The organism is Paenirhodobacter hankyongi (assembly GCF_003664585.1).
Lineage (GTDB): Bacteria > Pseudomonadota > Alphaproteobacteria > Rhodobacterales > Rhodobacteraceae > Rhodobacter > Rhodobacter hankyongi.
Window position 1 is genome coordinate 60,425 of sequence record NZ_RCHI01000019.1, and the last position, 17,294, is coordinate 77,718.

At 65.4% G+C, this 17,294-nt stretch carries 17 protein-coding genes and 1 tRNA gene; 6 read left to right on the forward strand and 12 right to left on the reverse strand.

Translation table 11 applies throughout. The features are described 5' to 3' along the window. The first annotated feature begins 94 nt into the window (after window positions 1–94). The 3 genes from DYS74_RS16130 to DYS74_RS16140 are packed head-to-tail and all read left to right on the forward strand — an operon-like array spanning window position 95 to window position 4,734. Window positions 95–3,142 carry a methyl-accepting chemotaxis protein gene (locus DYS74_RS16130; RefSeq protein ID WP_121534702.1) on the forward strand — a complete coding sequence of 1,016 codons (3,048 nt, stop codon included), beginning with the start codon at window positions 95–97 and terminating at the stop codon, window positions 3,140–3,142. A gap of 58 nt (window positions 3,143–3,200) precedes the next feature. Then, window positions 3,201–4,205, forward strand: a complete 1,005-nt coding sequence (cheB, locus tag DYS74_RS16135; RefSeq protein WP_245965311.1) for a chemotaxis-specific protein-glutamate methyltransferase CheB — start codon at window positions 3,201–3,203, stop codon at window positions 4,203–4,205. A 10-nt stretch (window positions 4,206–4,215) separates the two neighbouring features. Next, complete coding sequence (locus DYS74_RS16140) at window positions 4,216–4,734, forward strand: chemotaxis protein CheD (RefSeq protein WP_121534703.1); 519 nt, start codon at window positions 4,216–4,218, stop codon at window positions 4,732–4,734. A 36-nt stretch (window positions 4,735–4,770) separates the two neighbouring features. Here DYS74_RS16140 and DYS74_RS16145 read toward each other — a convergent pair whose 3' ends face one another. Genes DYS74_RS16145 through DYS74_RS16165 form a run of 5 tightly spaced genes read right to left on the reverse strand, consistent with a single transcriptional unit; the run spans window position 4,771 to window position 10,262 of the window. Beyond that, window positions 4,771–5,775, reverse strand: coding sequence for an oligopeptide/dipeptide ABC transporter ATP-binding protein (locus DYS74_RS16145; protein ID WP_121534704.1), 1,005 nt, complete (start codon window positions 5,773–5,775; stop codon window positions 4,771–4,773). Continuing rightward, on the reverse strand, window positions 5,772–6,743 hold the full coding sequence (locus tag DYS74_RS16150; RefSeq protein ID WP_121534705.1) for an oligopeptide/dipeptide ABC transporter ATP-binding protein: 972 nt from the start codon (window positions 6,741–6,743) through the stop codon (window positions 5,772–5,774). Before DYS74_RS16150 ends, DYS74_RS16145 begins: the two co-directional genes overlap by 4 nt. A gap of 1 nt (window position 6,744) precedes the next feature. Then, the gene (locus DYS74_RS16155; RefSeq protein ID WP_245965312.1) at window positions 6,745–7,650 is read right to left on the reverse strand and encodes an ABC transporter permease subunit; all 906 of its coding nucleotides are present in this window, start codon (window positions 7,648–7,650) and stop codon (window positions 6,745–6,747) included. A gap of 25 nt (window positions 7,651–7,675) precedes the next feature. Beyond that, window positions 7,676–8,599: an oligopeptide ABC transporter permease OppB gene (oppB, locus tag DYS74_RS16160; protein ID WP_121534707.1), complete on the reverse strand. Its 924-nt coding sequence runs from the start codon at window positions 8,597–8,599 to the stop codon at window positions 7,676–7,678. A 52-nt stretch (window positions 8,600–8,651) separates the two neighbouring features. Continuing rightward, entirely contained in the window at window positions 8,652–10,262 is a 1,611-nt protein-coding gene (locus tag DYS74_RS16165) for a peptide ABC transporter substrate-binding protein (RefSeq protein WP_121534708.1), read from the reverse strand. 246 nt (window positions 10,263–10,508) lie between these two features. Here DYS74_RS16165 and DYS74_RS16170 point away from each other — a divergent pair, with 246 nt between their 5' ends. From DYS74_RS16170 to DYS74_RS16180, 3 genes are all read left to right on the forward strand, one after another. Beyond that, on the forward strand, window positions 10,509–10,967 hold the full coding sequence (locus DYS74_RS16170) for a GNAT family N-acetyltransferase (RefSeq protein WP_245965313.1): 459 nt from the start codon (window positions 10,509–10,511) through the stop codon (window positions 10,965–10,967). A 52-nt stretch (window positions 10,968–11,019) separates the two neighbouring features. Continuing rightward, a tRNA-Arg gene (locus DYS74_RS16175) sits at window positions 11,020–11,096 on the forward strand. A 351-nt stretch (window positions 11,097–11,447) separates the two neighbouring features. Further along, the gene (locus DYS74_RS16180) at window positions 11,448–13,424 is read left to right on the forward strand and encodes a restriction endonuclease (protein ID WP_183077566.1); all 1,977 of its coding nucleotides are present in this window, start codon (window positions 11,448–11,450) and stop codon (window positions 13,422–13,424) included. A 277-nt stretch (window positions 13,425–13,701) separates the two neighbouring features. Here DYS74_RS16180 and DYS74_RS16185 read toward each other — a convergent pair whose 3' ends face one another. The 7 genes from DYS74_RS16185 to DYS74_RS16210 form a co-directional block, all read right to left on the reverse strand. After that, a complete protein-coding gene (locus tag DYS74_RS16185) occupies window positions 13,702–14,751 on the reverse strand; it encodes a tyrosine-type recombinase/integrase (protein ID WP_245965314.1) in 1,050 nt (349 codons plus the stop codon). Continuing rightward, complete coding sequence (locus DYS74_RS16190; protein ID WP_121534710.1) at window positions 14,721–14,957, reverse strand: DNA-binding protein; 237 nt, start codon at window positions 14,955–14,957, stop codon at window positions 14,721–14,723. Before DYS74_RS16190 ends, DYS74_RS16185 begins: the two co-directional genes overlap by 31 nt. Next, window positions 14,957–15,112 carry a hypothetical protein gene (locus tag DYS74_RS18720; protein WP_183077567.1) on the reverse strand — a complete coding sequence of 52 codons (156 nt, stop codon included), beginning with the start codon at window positions 15,110–15,112 and terminating at the stop codon, window positions 14,957–14,959. Before DYS74_RS18720 ends, DYS74_RS16190 begins: the two co-directional genes overlap by 1 nt. Next, complete coding sequence (locus DYS74_RS16195) at window positions 15,109–15,825, reverse strand: DUF7168 domain-containing protein (protein ID WP_183077568.1); 717 nt, start codon at window positions 15,823–15,825, stop codon at window positions 15,109–15,111. The genes DYS74_RS18720 and DYS74_RS16195 overlap by 4 nt, the downstream gene beginning before the upstream one ends. Next, entirely contained in the window at window positions 15,822–16,538 is a 717-nt protein-coding gene (locus tag DYS74_RS16200; RefSeq protein ID WP_121534712.1) for a hypothetical protein, read from the reverse strand. Before DYS74_RS16200 ends, DYS74_RS16195 begins: the two co-directional genes overlap by 4 nt. A 94-nt stretch (window positions 16,539–16,632) precedes the next feature. Continuing rightward, complete coding sequence (locus tag DYS74_RS18515; RefSeq protein WP_147435530.1) at window positions 16,633–16,824, reverse strand: hypothetical protein; 192 nt, start codon at window positions 16,822–16,824, stop codon at window positions 16,633–16,635. Then, a complete protein-coding gene (locus DYS74_RS16210; protein ID WP_245965315.1) occupies window positions 16,824–17,228 on the reverse strand; it encodes a DUF2312 domain-containing protein in 405 nt (134 codons plus the stop codon). The genes DYS74_RS18515 and DYS74_RS16210 overlap by 1 nt, the downstream gene beginning before the upstream one ends. Window positions 17,229–17,294: the final 66 nt, after the last annotated feature.

Here is a 17,294-nt window from a genome sequence, read left to right on the forward strand (position 1 = left end):
GAATCTTCAGCAGTTCCGCTCATCCTCGCCCTCGCGGAGGTCCGCGAAATGGTGACAGGCGCGCGCAAGGCCGCGCGCCTCCGGAGGCGAAGGCATGAAGGTTCTGAAACGCATCAAACTTGGGGTCCGGTTGCCGCTGATGCTGGTGGCAATCTCGGTGGTGGCGCTCGCCATCATGGGGCTGTCCTCCTATGGGGTGGCGCGCAAGATCCTCACCAGCGAGGGAACCGACCGGCTGCAGCAGAGCCTCGAGATGCGCGGCACGGCACTGGAACACTGGGCCGCGGGTCTGACCTCCGATCTCGGCGCGACGGCCAGCAACGCCGGCACCACGCGCGCGCTGCGCGAGTTCGGCGCCGCCTGGGAGCGGCTCGGCACGGCGCCGCAGGATTATCTGCGCAAGGCCTTCATCGAGGCGAACCCGAACCCGCCGGCCGAGCGGTTCAAGCTCGACTATCCCGGCGATGTCAATGATTACACCATCTTGCACCGCCGCTATCACCCCGGGTTCGTCGCCCTGGCCGAGCAGAAGAACCTGCTCGACATCTACCTCGTGGGCGTCACCGGCAACGTGATCTATTCGATGAACAAGCAGGAGGATTTCGCCATCAACCTGCGCGAGGGCTCGGCAAAGGACAGCCCGCTTGCCCAGGTGGTGGCGGCGGCACAGGCGGCATCCGGTGATGCGCCGGTGGTGTCAGATTTCATCCGCGATCCCGGCGCGCCCGAGGTGGTCTTCCTCGCCCGCCCGCTGCGCAGCACCGAAGGGATGCTGCTGGGCGTTCTGGTGTTCAAGGCCTCTGCCGCCCCGCTCTCCGCGATCATGGCCGACCCGCGTGCCCTGGGCGAAACCGGGCAGGGCTATGTCGTCGACACGGACATGGCTCTCGAAAGCACGCTGCGCCATGCCCCGGCCGGCGGAGTGCCCGGTGAGGTGCAGACTCCGGCAGTGCAGCGCGCCCTTGCCGGCGAGAGCGGGCATGTGATCGAGGCGGGGATCACCGGCGCCGAGGTGATGGCGGTCTTCGCGCCGGTCACGCTGTTCGGCCGGACCTATGCCGCGGTGGTCGAGCAGGGCACGCAGGAGCTGTTCGAGCCCGCACGGGCGCTGGCGCGGCAGCTGACGCTGAACGGCGCGATGCTGCTTGTGCTGCTCGGCGGGCTTTCGGCCTGGATGGCGCGCTCGGTCTCGAAACCGCTTGCCCGGCTCACCGGCACGGTCGGCAAGATCTCGGAAGGGATCTATGACGCCGAGGTCCACGATGGCGAGCGCGGCGACGAGATCGGCGACATCGCCCGGGCGCTCGCCGGGCTGCGCGACGATCTGTCCGAGGCCGAGGTCACGCGGCGCGAGGCGGCGGCGCAGGGCACGGCCTTCCGCAACTCCTCGGCGGCGATGATGATGGTCGATGCGGAGTTCAACATCCGCTATGTCAATGCCGCAGTGGTGCGGATGATCGGCACCCGGATCGAGGATTTCCGCAAGGTTACCCCCGAGATCGACGCCGAGGATCTGGTGGGCAAGTCGATGGACATGTTCCACCGCACCCCCGCCCATGCCCGCGCCATCCTGAGCGACTCGGCGAACCTGCCCTACCACGCCGACATCGTCGTCGGTGAGGGGCGTTTCGGCCTCGACATCATCGAGATCACCCAGCCCGAGAAGGGGCGCATCGGCTATGTCGTCGAGTGGCGCGATGTGACTGAGCTGCGGATGAACCGGGCGCTGCTCTCGGCGATCGACGACTATCAGCTGATCTTCGAATTCGCGCCCACGGGCACACTGGCACGGGTGAACGCCAATCTGGTGACCGCGCTTGGCGTCGAGGCGGAGGCGCTGATCGGTCTTTCGCACGAGGCGCTGATCGATGGTGTCGAAGGGCTCGAGGGGTTCTGGCCGCGGCTCGCAAATCTCGAACCGATCGCCGGGCGCTTCCGGCTGACCGCGCCGGGCGGGCGCAGCCTGCTGGCCGAGGGCAGCATCACCCCGGTGCCCGATCGCAACGACCGCTTGCTCAAGATCGTGCTGATCGCGAATGACGTCACCGAGGCGCAGGAGGCGCTGCGGCTGGAGCAGGCGCGCAACGAGGCGATGCAGGCCGGCCAGAAGGCGGTGGTCGAGGCGCTGCGCATCGGGCTCGAGCGGCTGGCGACCGGCGATCTTTGCAGCCTTCTCGAGCAGGCCTTCCCCGAGGAATACGAACAGCTGCGCGCGGATTTCAACCGCGCTGTGACGACGCTGTCGCAGGCGGTGCAGGTGGTGATCGACAATGCCGCCGAGATCGACGGCGAGGCGCGCGAGATCTCCAACGCCGCCGAGGACCTGAGCAGCCGCACCGAACGCCAGGCCGCCACGCTCGAGGAGACGGCGGCGGCGCTCGATCAGCTGACCTCCTCGGTCAGTTCGGCCGCGGCCGGGGTGGGGGAGGCGAATCTCGTCGTTGCCCAGGCTCGCGAGAGTGCGGAAAGCTCGGGGCAGATCGTGCAGCAGGCGGTCTCGGCGATGGGCGAGATCGAGGAATCGTCGCGCAAGATCTCGCGCATCATCGGGGTGATCGACGATATCGCGTTCCAGACCAACCTGCTGGCGCTGAATGCGGGGGTCGAGGCGGCGCGGGCCGGCGAGGCGGGGCGCGGCTTTGCCGTTGTCGCCTCCGAGGTGCGGGCGCTGGCGCAGCGCTCCTCCGAAGCCGCGCGCGAGATCGACACGCTGATCACCGCCTCGTCGAACCACGTCCGGCGCGGTGTCGATCTGGTGGGCGAGACCGGCAGCGCCTTGCAGCGGATCCTGGTTGCGGTGAATGACATTGCCGCGCGGGTGTCCGAGATCGCCGCCTCGGCGCAGGAACAGTCGGCAGGGCTTGCGGAGATCAACACCGCGATGAACCAGCTTGACCAGGTGACGCAGCACAATGCCGCGATGTTCGAGCAGACGACGGCGGCGAGCCACGCGCTGACCCGCGGGGCACAGGCGCTGTCCGCGACCACGGCGCAGTTCCGCACCGCCGGTGTGGCGGCGAAACCCGCGCCGGCGGTCGCGCGGCCGATCGACCTCGCGCGGCACAAGGCCTCGGTTGCGCGGACGGCGGGGGCGACGGCACAGACCGCCGTCGCGATGGAGGAGGATTGGGAAGATTTCTGAGCTGTGCCAGACGATCGGTGCGCCCGGCGGGGCGCGGCTGCCGAAACGGGTGCTGATCGTGGACGATTCCCCCACGATCCGCGGCCTGATCCGGGCCGTGCTGGCGCCCGATCCGCGTCTCGAGGTCGTGGGAGAGGCCACCAATCCCTATGAGGCGCGCGAGCTGATCAAGGCGTTGCATCCCGACGTTCTGACACTCGATGTCGAGATGCCGCGGATGAACGGCCTCGCCTTTCTCGAGAAACTGATGCGGCTGCGGCCGATGCCGGTGGTGATGATCTCGAGCCAGACGCAGAATGGCTCGCGTGCGGCGCTCGAGGCGCTGGCGCTTGGCGCGGTCGAGTGCATCGGCAAGCCGGTGAGCGGGGGCTTCACAGCGGCCTTCGGGTCTCTGGCCGATCTGCTGGTCGCGGCGGCGGGGGCGCGGCTCCGGCTGCCCGGGCGGCGGTTGCGGGTGGCACCGGCGACAGGGTTCGACTGGAACGGGCGCATTGTCCTGATCGGTTCCTCGACGGGGGGCGTCGATGCGCTCGAGACGTTGCTTGCGGGCTTTCCGGAGAACTGCCCGCCGACGCTGATCACCCAGCACATGCCGGAAGGCTTCCTCGTCAGCTTCGCGAAACGGCTGGCGGGGCGGATCGCGCCGCGCATGGTGCTGGCGCGCGAGGGCGAGCCCTTGGTACAGGGCATGGTGGCGATGGCACCGGGCGGCGAGACCCATCTCGAACTTGCACCGGGATTGGCGCCACGCTGCCGGCTGCGGCGCGGCGAGAAGGTCGGCGGCTATCGGCCCTCGGTCGACGTCCTGTTCCGCTCGGCCGAACCGGTGGCCGAGCGGACCGTTGCGGTTCTGCTCACCGGCATGGGGCGCGACGGAGCGGCGGGGATGCTGGCGCTGCGGCAGGGCGGCGCGCGCTGCCTGGCGCAGGACGAGGAAACCTCGGTCGTCTTCGGCATGCCGCGCGCGGCGCTCGAGATCGGGGCGGCGGAACGGCCGGTCGCCCTGCCGGAGATGTCGGCGGCGATCCTCGATCTGTGCCGCGCCGCCGCGCGCCCGGTCTAGGGAGGGGCTCGTGGACGCACCGGCCCGCCCGATCCACATCGCTCAGGGGGAATTCGTCGTCGGCGCGGACGAGCGGCCGATCTCGACCATCCTCGGCTCCTGCATCGCGACCTGCCTGTTCGACGAGGATGCGCGGATCGGCGGGATGAACCACTTCCTGCTGCCCGAGGGGCGCGGCGACGCGATCCAGGCGGCAAGCTTCGGCGTCAACGCGATGGAACTGCTCATCAACGCGCTGATCAAGCGCGGCGCGCACCGGCCGAACCTGCGCGCGAAGGTCTTCGGCGGGGCGCGGATGATCGCGGGGCTGTCGGATATCGGTCAGAAGAATGTCGACTTCGTGCTCGATTTCCTCGACCGGGAGGGGATCGCCTGCATCAGCCGCAGCCTGGGCGGCACCCAGGCCCGGCGGATCGAGTTCTGGCCAACGACCGGGCGGGTGCGGCAGCGGCTTCTGGGCGAGGCGGCGGTGATCCAGCGTCCGCCGCCGGCGCGGGCCGGCAACGGGGTCGAGCTGTTCACCGACTGACCCCGGGTGGCCCGACCGACCCCGGTGGCCGCGACCTCAGCCGATCAGCTCGGCGGCGGGGCCCGGGAAATGGCACAAGGTGTGATGGCGCGCGTCGGAGGTGCGTTCCTCGGGCGGGGGGCTGGCGCACAGCCCGGTTGCGCGCGGGCAGCGGGTGCGGAAGACGCAGCCCGAGGGCGGGTTCATCGGACTGGGCAGTTCGCCGTCCAGCGCGATCACCCGTTTCGTCCGTTCGACCTGCGGATCGGGGATCGGCACGGCGGAGAGCAGCGCCTGCGTGTAGGGGTGGCGCGGGTCGGAAAAGAGCGTCGAGGACGGTGCCTTTTCCATCATCCGCCCGAGGTAGAGCACCATCACCTCGTCCGACAGATGCTTCACCACGCTCAGGTCATGCGCGATGAACAGGATCGTCAGGCCGAGGTCGCGGCGCAGCTCCTCGAGCAGGCCGATCACCTGCGCCTGGATCGAGACATCGAGCGCCGAGACCGGCTCGTCGCAGATCAGCAGCTTCGGCTCGACCACCAGCGCGCGGGCGATGCCGATGCGCTGGCACTGCCCGCCCGAGAATTCATGCGGGTAGCGGTTGATCTGGTTCGGCAGCAGGCCGACCCGCTCCATCACCGCGCGCACCTTCTCGCGCCGCTCGGCCGTGCCCATCCGCGGCCGGTGGGTGCGCAGCGGCTCGGCGATGATCTCGCCCACCGTCATCCGCGGATCAAGCGAGGCGAGCGGGTCCTGGAAGATCATCTGGATCTCGGCGCGGTAGCACAGCATCTGCCGCGGCGAGAGGGTGAGCAGGTCGGTGCCGTCCTCCCAGATCACCGAGCCGGTCGCCGGCAGCATCCGGATCAGCGCGCGCGCGAGGGTCGACTTGCCGCAGCCCGACTCGCCGACGATGCCGAGGGTCTGGCCGCGCTCGAGGCGGAAGGAGATGCCGTTGACCGCGTGCAGCAGCAGGGGCGGCGTCCAGGGCAGATCGGAAGGGTGGCGGATCTCGAAGCTGACCCGGACGTCGCGGGCCTCGAGCAGGGGGCGGGTCATCGGGGCACCTCGAGGATCGGGCGGTGGCAGGCGCGGGCGCGGCCCGGGGCGAAGGGGGCGAGCGGCGGCATCGCCGCGCGGCACAGATCGTCGGCCAGTGTGCAGCGCGGCGCGAAGGGGCAGCCCACGGGTGCGCCAGTCATGTTCGGCGGGTTGCCGGGGATCGCGTGCAGTGCCGCGCCGGTCGCGTCGAGCCGCGGGATCGCGTCCAGAAGGCCCCGGCTGTAGGGATGCGTCGGTTCGGCAAAGAGCGGATCGACCGGCGCCTCCTCCATGATCCGCCCGCCATAGAGCACGATCGCGCGTTCGCAAAACCCGGCGACGACACCGAGGTCATGGGTGATGAGGATCGTCGCCATGCCGAAATCGCGCTGCAGATCGGCCAGAAGCGCCATGATCTGCGCCTGCACGGTGACGTCGAGTGCGGTGGTCGGCTCGTCGGCGATCAGCAGGTCGGGATGGCACAGCAGCGACATCGCGATCATCACCCGCTGCCGCATGCCGCCCGAGAACTCGTGCGGGAAAAGCCGCACCCGGTTGCGCGCATCGGGGATGCGCACCGCGTCGAGCATCTGCACCGCTTCGGCCACTGCGGTGCGATGGTCGAGGCCGCGGTGCAGCTCCAGCACCTCGGCCATCTGGTCAGCGATCCGCATATAGGGGTTGAGCGAGGTCATCGGGTCCTGGAACACCATCGCGATGCGGTCGGCGCGCAGCTTGTTCAGCGCGCGTTCGGGCAGGTTCAGGATCTCCTCGCCCTCGAAGCGGACCGAGCCGGTGGCGCGGCCATTCTTCGCCAGAAGCCCCATGATCGCGAAGCTGAGCTGGCTCTTGCCGGACCCGGATTCGCCGACGATGCCCAGCGTCTCGCCGCGCTCCATCGAGAAGGAGACTTCGTTGACCGCATGCACCATGCCCTCGGGCGTGTCGAAGCGGACGGAGAGGGCGTTCACATCGAGCAGCGCCATGTCAGCGGTCCTTCGGGTCGAGCGCGTCGCGCAGCCCGTCGCCGACGAAGAAGAAGCCGAAGAGGGTGGTGACGAAGAAGAGAAGCGGGAAGGCGAGCTGCCACAGCGTGCCATAGGCGATGGTGCCCGAGCCCTCGGAGATCAGCGCACCAAGCGAGGTCATCGGTTCCTGCACGCCCAGGCCGAGGAAGGAGATGAAGCTTTCGGTCAGGATCATGTTCGGCACCAGAAGCGTGGCGAAGACGGTGACGACGCCGATCAGGTTCGGCAGGATGTGGCGGCGGATGATGGTGCGCGCCGGCACGCCGATGGCGCGCGCCGCCTCGATATAGTCGCGGTTCTTCAGCGACAGGGTCTGGCCGCGAACGATCCGGCTCATCTCGAGCCAGGAGATCAGCCCGACACCGGCGAAGAGCATGGTGATCGAGCGGCCATACATGACCAGCAACAGGATCAGCACGAACATGTAGGGGATGGCCAGCAGGATATCGACGGTGCGCATCATGATGTTGTCGATGCGGCCGCCGAAATAGCCCGCGGTCGCGCCCCAGAGCGTGCCGACGACGACCGCGATCGCCGAGCCGATGATGCCGACGGCGAGGCTGATCTGCGTGCCCTGGACGGTGCGCGCGAAGAGGTCGCGGCCGAGGTCGTCGGTGCCGAAGTAATGGCCGGTCTCGAGCGAGGGACCACCCAGCTCGGCCGCCTGTCCCATCACGGAAAAGTCGATCTCGTCATTGCTCCAGCGCGCGAGGCTGTTGCCGAAGAGCGCGAAGAGCACGACGAAGACAAGGAGCAGAAGACCGAAGAGCGCCGCCTTGTTGCGCAGGAAGCGGCGCCGCGCATCGGCCCAGAGCGAGCGGCCGGCGATGTCCTCGCGCGCCGTGGCGGCGGCGAGGGACTGCATTTTCTGGCTGTCGATGACCATGGGCTCAATACCGGATCTTCGGGTCGATCCATCCGTAGATGATGTCGACGACGAGGTTGAAGAGGATGGTGAGGGCGCCGACGAGGATGGTGATCCCCATCATCACCGCATAGTCGCGGTTCAGCGCGCTGTCGACGAAGGCCTTGCCGATGCCGCCGGTCGAGAAATAGATGTCGACGATGACCGAGCCGGTGATCATCGCCACGAAGGCGGGCCCGAGATAGGAGATCACCGGCAGCAGCGCGGGTTTCAGCGCGTGGCGCAGCACGATGCGCAGGCCCGACAGGCCCTTCGCCCGCGCCGTGCGGATGTGGTTCGAGGTCAGCACCTCGAGCATCGACGAGCGCATGATCCGGGCGATCGAGGCCATGTAGGAGGTCGAGAGCGCGATCACCGGCATCACCCAGAAATGCGGGTCGTTGAAGCGCCAGCCGCCGCCCGGCAGCCAGTGCAGGGCGAGGGTGAAGACCAGCACCAGAATCGGCGCCATCACGAAATTCGGCAGCACCTGTGCGCCGATCGACAGGCCCACGGCGAAATAGTCGATCACCGTGTTGTGGCGCACCGCGGCGATGGTGCCGAGCGTGACGCCCACCACAACCGCGACGATGAAGGACAGGAAGCCATAGGTCAGCGTCACCGGGAACCCCTGCGCGATGATGTCGTTCACCGAACGGTCCTTGTAGACGAAGGAGGGGCCGAAATCGAAGGCGCTGACGATGCCCCAGACATAGGAGACGATCTGCCGCCACAGCGGCTGGTCGAGCCCGTATTTGGCGTTCAGGTTCGCCAGCACCTCGGGTGGCAGGCCGCGCTCCTGGGTGAAGGGGCCGCCCGGCGCCGCGTGCATCAGCAGGAAGGACAGGACGATGAGCAGCAGGAGCGTCGGGATCGCGATGGCCAGACGCTTGAGGATGTAGACGATCATGCGGAAGTCCGGTGGCTGGGTGCGGGGACGGGCCCCGCACCCGGGCTGCGGTTTAGGGGGCGACGCGGAAGAGGTCCTTGCCGTACCAGGTTTGCATCACGTTCTCCGTCGGCAGGCCCTTGATGTCGGCCTTCACCATGTCGACCTTGGCATAGTGATAGATCGGCAGGAGCGGCATCTGATCCGCGAGGATCTGCTCGGCCTCGGTGTAGAGCGGCTGCGGATCGGTCGCGGTCTTCGACTCCTTCATGATCCGGTCATAGTCGGCGTTCAGGAACTTGCCGTTGTTGTGGCCCGAGTAGGAGGTGAAGAAGTCGAGATAGGTCGAGGCCTCGTTGTAGTCGCCGCACCAGGCATAGCGCGCAAGGTCGAAGTCCTGGTTCTGCATCTTGTCGGTGTGCACCTTCCACTCCATGTTGTTGAGCGTCAGCGCCACGCCGAGCGGCTTCCAGAACTGCTGCACCGCGATCGCGATCTTCTTGTGATCGTCCGAGGTGTTGTAGTTCAGCGTCAGCTTCAGCGGGTGGTCGGGGCCATAGCCCGCCTCTGCGAGCAGTTCCTTCGCCTTCTCGGTGCGCTCCTTCTGGGTCCAGTGCGCATAGTCGATATCGGGCATCTTGAAGCCCGCGGTCGCCCAGTGGGTCCAGTTGTAGGCGGGCTTCTGGCCGCCCTGCAGCACGTTGTCGACGATCACGTCACGGTTGATCGCATAGGACAGCGCCTTGCGCACGCGCACGTCCTTCAGCGCCTCGGGGCCCTTGTCGGAGAGGTTCACCAGATAGGTGTAGCTGCACGAATAGGGCGTCGATTTCGCCTGATCGGGGTATTCCTTGGCAAGGCGCGGGTATTGCCCGGCGGGGATCTCGACCCGGTCGAGCTCGCCCGCGAGATAGCGCGTCAGCGCGGCATTCTTGTCGTTGATCGTCAGCGCGGTGAGATGGGTCATCACCGTGTGCTCGGCATCCCAGTAGGTCGGGGCCTTGTCCATCTCGATGCGCTCGCCCAGCAGGTGCTGGCTCAGCACATAGGCGCCGTTGCCGACGAGATTGCCGGGCTTGGTCCAGTCCTGGCCGTATTTCGCGATCACGTCCTCGCGCACCGGGAAGGTCGAGCCATGCACCAGCATCTGCGGGAAATAGGGCAGCGGCGTCTCGATCGTCACCTCGAGCGTGTGGTCATCGACCGCCTTCACTCCCAGCTCCTCGACCGGCTTCTCGCCCGCGGTGATCGCCGCGGCGTTCTTCACCTGCATCAGCTCCATGTACCAGGCGTATTCCGAGGCGGTCTTCGGATCGGCGAGCCGGCGCCAGGCATAGACGAAATCCTGCGCCGTCACCGGCTTGCCGTCGGACCATTTCGCCTCGGGGCGCAGGTGGAAGGTATAGACCGTCTTGTCATCCGAAAGGTCGAACCCCGTCGCCACACCCGGCACCAGCTCACCCTTCGGTCCCTCGTTGTAGAGCCCCTCGAAGAGGTTGCGCAGGATGTCCGAGCCCTCGACATCGGTGTTGATCTGCGGGTCCATCGACTTGATCGCGTCGAGCAGCCAGAAGGTATAGCTCTGGTTGGCGGCAAGTTTCGTCCCCTCGGGGACGGTCGCCGCGATCCCTGCGGGGGCGGCGGCGAGAAGGGCGAGGGCGGAAATGGCGACAGAAAGCTTCATGAATCCTCCGGGATGGGCGCGGGGCGGCAATGACGGTGCTCCGCGCGGGATCGGGTGGGGAATGCTAGCCGCCGTCGTGCTTTGCGGGCAAGGGGGCGTGCGGGGAATGACGCCGCGGCCCTGCGGAACTTCGCCGGGCGCGGCGATCGCCTGTGTAAGAAGCCGCATGGCCGGTCTTTTCTTCGCCCGCGGAAGCGGCGAGAATGGTTACGGAAGAGGCGACAGATCGCCGCGGGGAGGCAGGACATGATCACCATCACGCTCGAACACCCGGTGCAGGAGGAGCTCGCGCTGCTGCATGCGCGTCACACTGAGGCGATGCACGCCGACACCCCGCCCGAGTCGATCCACATGCTGCCCGCCGACGCGCTCGCGGCACCCGGCATCCTGTTTTACGTGATGCGCGAGGAGGGGCGGCCCATCGGCATGGGCGCGCTGAAGCGCATCGACGCGGGGCATGCCGAGATCAAGTCGATGCATGTGCTCTATGAGCTGCGCGGGCGGGGGCTGGCGCGAATGCTGCTCGGCCATCTGGTGACCGAGGCGCGGGCGGCGGGGTATGCGCGGCTCAGCCTCGAGACTGGTTCGCAGGGGAGCTTTGCCGCGGCGCGCGGGCTCTACCTTGCCGCGGGCTTCGAGACCTGCCCGCCCTTCGAGGGCTACCGGCTTGATCCGATGAGCGTTTACATGACGATCGCGCTTTGAGCTCAAGCGGGCTTGCACGCGCGCGCCGCTTCGCGCAAAACGAGGAGCGTGCGGCCCCATAGCTCAACTGGATAGAGCAAGCGCCTTCTAAGCGCTAGGTTCCGGGTTCAAGTCCTGGTGGGGTCGCCAATCTTCCGGCAACACGCTGAAATTGTGGCGTTATCGGTTGTGTTTACGGGGATTTCCGGGGGCGTTTACTGCGTTCCTGTTTGGTTCTGTGGTCATTGAGGCGTAGGCTTGAGGCTTTGGGCGCCTCTCGTCGCTCGCGATGTCGGCACGGAACTCCCGTTCGAGCTTGGTGCACGACGCCGAAACCGGTCCTATGCTGTAGTCCAAACCTGTCGCGGCTAGGGACGATTTACATATCGTAGATTTTCGATTGCAGTTAGAGCGGATGCAATCGAAAGTACTCCATACAGGATGCGGGGCCGCCGCCTATGGCGGCCGTATCCGATCAGGCGGCAAGAAAAAAGGCGGGATATGTATTATTCGGCACTGAGGAAATTGATTGCTAGCGTCGAGGAGACGAAGTTTTACGATGTTGCAATCCTTTTCCTAGAAGCCCTACGCTACCGGGAGTTGACTATTGTTGATGGAACCGGGGATGGTGGGCGAGATGTAAATTGTTCACGTGCTGACCTGCGTATCCAGCTCAGCGTACGCAAAGACTGGTCAAAGAAGATCAACGAAGAGGCCGCAGCAACGAAGGCCAAGGGGCTTCGCCATCTCATTTACGTTACAAATCGACATATTTCTCCGGCGGCAGAGGCCGAGTTCCGTGCAAAAAGGTTTTTGCACGCCGGTGAAGTGGAAGTAAGTATCCATGATCTTAATCGCATTTCTACAACTCTCACTCGGCCCGGGAGAATAAGGCGGGCATACGAAATGATGGGGGCGTCACTCGCGACGAAAGTTGTAGCTTCACGATCCGAGATAGCACTGAGCTCTGTCTTACTGTTCGGCGAAGAAGCGAAGGAAATGCGTGATGGAATAATCGATGCCAATGTTCTCGCATGTCTCTACCGCAAGGCGGGGACCCCAGATGATGAACTTGTCGCTGAAGTTACCGCATTGCTCCCCGGAGCCAATCCAACGAAGTCTGTTCTTGCCTCGATTAGTCGACTGCGCGCCAGTGGTAGAATAATGGGACCAAAAGATAGACCGGCTTTAAGCGAGTCGGAGGCGGAGAGAATGAAGGGCTCTGAAGAGGAGTTCCTTTTTGCATTCCAGGCCGATGTGGATTCTATAATGGCGGCCACAGGACTGCACGAGGCTGACGCGCGACATATTTTGCATCTATCAACGGAGATTCTTCTGAAGGGTAATGATTTTTATGCCGGGGATATGGAGGCTGAAGGTGTCAGGGCGTTCTTGGCGGAACGGGGTTTAACTGCAAATTCGAAAAAAATATACGAATCTTTAGCAAAATGTACAATTGCATCACATTTCCAATATGCCAAAACAGTAAATCAGATTTTTTCAGCCAACACTTTTGATATATATAGGGCCCTTGGTGCTCAGTCAGATATTCAAGTTGTCTTGGATACAAGCGTTGCTCTTCCTTTGCTCTTTGGGCTTGAGTATCAGGGGGTGAGATCTCGATATTCTGTTGCTGCAGCGATGCTGCTTGAGGTTTGCCGTGTGCATGAGTTTTCTATCATGGTTCCTAAGCCTTACGTAAATGAAATGGCAGCACATGGACTGAAGGCACTGGAATTCCTTGATACATATGGTGCACTCCCGGAAGATGTTCGGCCCGTGCTTCGAGGGTCGGGAAACGCTTACCTCAGCCACTTTTCTCATTTACAGTATTCTGCTGAAACCGGTGGTGTGGACCTTACTCTTTCTGAATTCCTGCAGTCTTTTGGATTAAGGGGTGGCGCTTCACTTCTCAAAATCGAAAATAAAATTATTTCCATGTTGGAGAGTCATGGGATTTCGACGGGGATGGACTCGAGGTATGATAAGGTAATTCGAGACGAGATTGCAGAAAAGAAATCGAAGTACGAGTCGAAGCACGTTCTTGATCACGATGCAGCCGTCTGCACTGCGCTAATTAATGACGCTGGAAGAGGGTACATTTTTGCCACTTGGGATAAAGTTTTGATAGATGCGGTCCAGAATTTAGCTAGGGTTTATGCGGATAGCCCCGCGCGAGTAACCGACTTTCTTGGTGTAATCGAGGGGGTCGATAATGAATTTGATAATAATGTGGAGCTCCTTACGACATTAGTCCATCTTGAAGAGCGCCAAGCAGAGAGGCTCTCTAAAATTATAGAAAAGATTCGATCTCCAGATCAGGCTTCAAAGCTTGGACTATTTATTGATAAGGCACGCAGCCTTCAGGGCTCTACTTGGATGCCGGATATTGATGACTTGACGCATTTCCTAGATACTACTTCTCCAGATGAAACCTCGAAAGAGATGGGCTCCACGAACGACCACTTCGACTCATGAGGGGCGGCCTATATCGCCACAGCAGAATCTGCTCAGATTAAACCGCTAATCTGAATGCCTCGACGGGCCACTTCTCGCCCTGAGCTAGCGGTCATGACCGATTTCCGGTGATTCAGCATCCGACTAGGGGCGACCGTCAGGGGCGCGCGCTCCGACTGTCCGCTCGCTGCCATAGGCTGCCTTCAGAGTGCGGAAACTTCACCGTCCGCTCGCCCTCCCGGACAACCATTCTCAGCGGTTGTTGGCAATTGGGCCAAAAGCACAGATCTGCGCACGCCTATCGCGAATTGCCTTCCACCCCGCGGATCAGCGCCTTGCGGCTGGCGGCGCGGGTGTATCGCTCCGCCTCTGAAAGGCTCGCATGCCCGCCCCAGGCCATGATCGCATGCGCGGAACCGCCCGCTTCGGCAATCGCGGTGAGGCGGTATTTGCGCAGCCCGTGCGCGGAGCGGCCCTGAATGCCGGCGGCCCTCGCGGCGTCGCTGATCAGGTTCGACAACCCCTTCACCGTCCGTGCCTTGCCATAGGTCGTCTGGATCATGGTCGCGCCGGCTGTGGCCTCGATCGCGGTGCGGACGGTGGTGCGTTCGTCCTCCCACGAGCCCGCCCAGGAGGGCAGCGGGCAGGTCCAGGGCACATAGGCCATGCCACCGGTCTTCACCTGGCGAAAGGAGAGGACGCCGTCGCGGCCGATGTTGCTGTCAGTCAGGATGGCCGCATCGCTCACCCGGGCGCCGGTCCAGGCCAGCAGCTCGAAGGCCGCCCGCTGCACCGTGCCAAGCGCCCAGTGGGCACGGAACCGCGCGACCTCGTCAGGCGTCCAGGTCGCATGCCCCGCCGTCTTGGTGGGGATCTTCGACACCAGAATGCTCACGTCGCTCTCGATGTCGCCGTCCTTCTTCGCCTGCGCGAGGATCAGGCGCCACGCCTTCAGCCGCTGGTTCGCCGGGTTCGGGTCGAGCTTGGCGAGGTCCGCCTCGATGTGCTTTTGCCGGATGCCGCGGGCGGGCGCCGTCCCGTAAAGCTCGGTGATCGCGTCGCAGTGCCGCAGCATCGCCCGGCGGTAGGAGAGCCCGAGCTCGGACCACCGCTTCGAGGCGCGCAGGCGCCGGATGACGGCGGCGAGCGTGCCGGCCGCCGCGGGCGGGGCGAAATCGCGCTTCGTGGCCTCGGCCTTCGCCCAGGCCGCGATGAACTCGGGGTGATCCTCGGGCAGCTCTGGCAGGCGCGTCCCGGTCGGCCGGTGATAGCACAGCACACGGTCACCGCGCCGGATGCGCTGAACCCGCGGCAGCATCAGCCCCGCACCCCGAACAGGCTGTCGCATTCGCTGACCTCCGAGATTTCGCCCTCGTAGGGCAGGGCCGAGGCGTATTGGTCGAGGTCGATCCGATCGTAAAGCCGCCGCCCGTCGAGTGCCCGGCGCGGGATCGGCAGCTCGCGCAGCTTCGTCACGCTGACGCACAGATAGGCCGCCGCTTCCGCCACGCCGAGCAGCCGCGGCTGGTAGGTGATCGGTGCATGCTTTCCCATCAGTCGGTCTCCATCTTATCGAGCGCATCCTGCGCGATGCGGCGGATCGGGCCGCCGCTGATTGCGGCAATTTCGGTGAGGGCCGCGCGGGCGGTGGCGAGGGCCTGGCGAAGCAGTGCCACGGCCGGGGCGACTTCATGCTCTCTGCCGTTCATGCCGCACTTCCGATCTTGCCGGCTTCAGGCGTGCTGCAGAGTGGCCTCTCGAGGTTCACGCCCGCCGCATCCACATATCCGGACAGGTAGGCCCTGTGATCGGGGTCTTTCCGTGCGCGGCGCCTGATGTGCCCGATGTCCGGATAGTTTTCCGTCATGTAGGCGTCGATCAGGGCATTTTTCACGACGACGAGGTCAGTGCTTCCGCCTTGGCGCGCGCGACGGTTCCTCCGCCGTTCAGACACCAAGCTCATAAGCCTCTCGGCAATCGATCTGCCGAAGCCGAGCAGGAAGGATTTCCGATAGTGCGCACCTGGCGCGGAGAAAAACCTGGCCTTCCAGTGGTTCAAATAGGCGCGTTCAGCTGCCCCCTGGATCATTTCGCAGAGGTAGAGCGCGAACTCGACGTCCTCCGGCTGTCCGACCCACACATTGGCGCCCCGGCGCCACAGCGGGTTGCATTCGGCATACATGCCAATCTCAGTCGCTGCCTCTTCAAGCGTCGGGTGGGCATAGCGCCGTCCGGCGTTGTGCTCGGCCTCTGTCACGCCGCCGACGCCGCGCTCGATCAACTCCTCTTCCGTCACCTCAAACTGGAGGATGATCCGCGAGGCGCGCGCGGCCGCCGCGGCGGCTTCAGCCTCGGAGGATGCCTCGTCGGCTGCGCGGGCCCGCAGCGCCCTGATCCGGGCGATGGCTTCTTCTCTGGTCATGCGGCGCTCCTGATCTCTTCGAGGGCGTGATCGCCCCATTGCTGGGCCATGGCCGCCGCGAGGCCGGGAAAGAACCGGCTGCGGAAGACCTTGCGCCCCGGGCCGGGCGGGGCGCGGTGGATCTCGTCGCGCGCCGTGCGCCCGTCGAGCGTGCCGGTGGACGAGAGCTTCAGCAGGCCGCGGAGCCACAGGCAGGTGCGCTTCTTCACGTTGTCCGGGCCGGCCGGATCGGTGCCGAACTGCCAGGGCTGCACGCTCTGCGCAAAGTGGCTGAACTCGCGGATCCGGGCCTTGGCATGCTTGTGCATCACTGGGTTCTCGATCGCGATCCGCGGCACCGGCGCAGTCCAGCACGCCGAGAAGAGTGCCGCGCCCTCCTCGAGCAGGCGCCACATGATCCGCAGGCGGGCCGCATCATCGAGCGCAGGCCAGGCCGCGCGCTCGGCCGCGGTGACCTCGTCGGGCGGATTGCGCGGCGGGGCGGACAACCAGCGCGCCCCGCTGTTGGCGAGACGCGTGCAAGGCGGGTGGCAGATGATGGCCAGATCCCAACCGAGGCCGAGCGCCTCGCGCACATCGCAGACCATGTGCCGGTTGCTGCCATCCTCGGCCGGGGCGAGATCGCATGACCAGGCGTCGTGCCCGCGGGCCGCGAAGGCGCGGCGCACGATGCCCGAGCGCTCGCAGCCGATCAGGACGCGCAGGGCGGTCATTCGTCGTCCTCCTCGTCCAGCTCGATGCCCACCGCGAGCGCGGCGAGAAGGGCGACGACCGCCGCGATCAGGATCAGGAGGGGCAGGACGATGTTCATTGGTGCCGCTCCGCAAGCAGCTCGCGCAGCACTGCGACCAGCACCGGGGTGCGCCGGCGCAGGCGGCGGGCGGGGGTGATGACGCCGGGGGCGGGGGCCGTCTCGGCGCGCGGATCGTCATGCGGCAGGCGCAGCGCTTCCGGCAGCGGGGCGAGGCTGACGCGGGCGGGGTGGTGGGGCTGTTCCATCAGGCCACCCCCAGGGCGGCCTTGTAGATTTCGAGCACCGCCTCTTCCTGGGCCAGATCGTCGCGGTCGCGTTTGCGCATCGCGATGATGATCTTCATCACCTTGGTGTCGTAGCCACGCGCCTTGGCCTCGGCCATCACGTCCTTCTGCTGCTCGGCGATGTCCTGCTTCTCGGCCGCGAGGTGCTCATACTGCTCGATGAACTGGCGCAGCTCGTCGGCGGTGACGCTGTAGGAATTGTCCCTGACCGCGACGTCGGCCGGAGTGTTCTTGACCGGGATCCGCCCGCCCGTGTCGACCGGCGGCATCGCGGTGAGATCGGCCATGCTGACTTGCGTCTCTCCGCCGCCCAGGGGCGGCGCGGGCGTGGATTTCTGGGGATCGGGGGCGGGGGGCATGAACATCGGATCCTCCGTGAGGGGTTGGCGGGCGGGTGCCAGCCGAATGCAATCCCGCCCGCACCGGGCGAC

Bases quoted from the DNA above. Each gene is read 5' to 3' on its own strand.
- DYS74_RS16180 (WP_183077566.1), top strand. From the start codon at position 11,448: ATGTATTATTCGGCACTGAGGAAATTGATTGCTAGCGTCGAGGAGACG.
- DYS74_RS16210 (WP_245965315.1), bottom strand. From the start codon at position 17,228: ATGTTCATGCCCCCCGCCCCCGATCCCCAGAAATCCACGCCCGCGCCG.
- DYS74_RS16190 (WP_121534710.1), bottom strand. From the start codon at position 14,957: ATGGGAAAGCATGCACCGATCACCTACCAGCCGCGGCTGCTCGGCGTG.
- DYS74_RS18515 (WP_147435530.1), bottom strand. From the start codon at position 16,824: ATGGAACAGCCCCACCACCCCGCCCGCGTCAGCCTCGCCCCGCTGCCG.
- DYS74_RS16155 (WP_245965312.1), bottom strand. From the start codon at position 7,650: ATGCAGTCCCTCGCCGCCGCCACGGCGCGCGAGGACATCGCCGGCCGC.
- DYS74_RS16165 (WP_121534708.1), bottom strand. From the start codon at position 10,262: ATGAAGCTTTCTGTCGCCATTTCCGCCCTCGCCCTTCTCGCCGCCGCC.
- DYS74_RS16185 (WP_245965314.1), bottom strand. From the start codon at position 14,751: ATGCGACAGCCTGTTCGGGGTGCGGGGCTGATGCTGCCGCGGGTTCAG.
- DYS74_RS16150 (WP_121534705.1), bottom strand. From the start codon at position 6,743: ATGGCGCTGCTCGATGTGAACGCCCTCTCCGTCCGCTTCGACACGCCC.
- DYS74_RS16145 (WP_121534704.1), bottom strand. From the start codon at position 5,775: ATGACCCGCCCCCTGCTCGAGGCCCGCGACGTCCGGGTCAGCTTCGAG.
- DYS74_RS16195 (WP_183077568.1), bottom strand. From the start codon at position 15,825: ATGACCAGAGAAGAAGCCATCGCCCGGATCAGGGCGCTGCGGGCCCGC.
- DYS74_RS18720 (WP_183077567.1), bottom strand. From the start codon at position 15,112: ATGAACGGCAGAGAGCATGAAGTCGCCCCGGCCGTGGCACTGCTTCGC.
- DYS74_RS16200 (WP_121534712.1), bottom strand. From the start codon at position 16,538: ATGACCGCCCTGCGCGTCCTGATCGGCTGCGAGCGCTCGGGCATCGTG.
- DYS74_RS16170 (WP_245965313.1), top strand. From the start codon at position 10,509: ATGATCACCATCACGCTCGAACACCCGGTGCAGGAGGAGCTCGCGCTG.
- oppB (WP_121534707.1), bottom strand. From the start codon at position 8,599: ATGATCGTCTACATCCTCAAGCGTCTGGCCATCGCGATCCCGACGCTC.
- DYS74_RS16130 (WP_121534702.1), top strand. From the start codon at position 95: ATGAAGGTTCTGAAACGCATCAAACTTGGGGTCCGGTTGCCGCTGATG.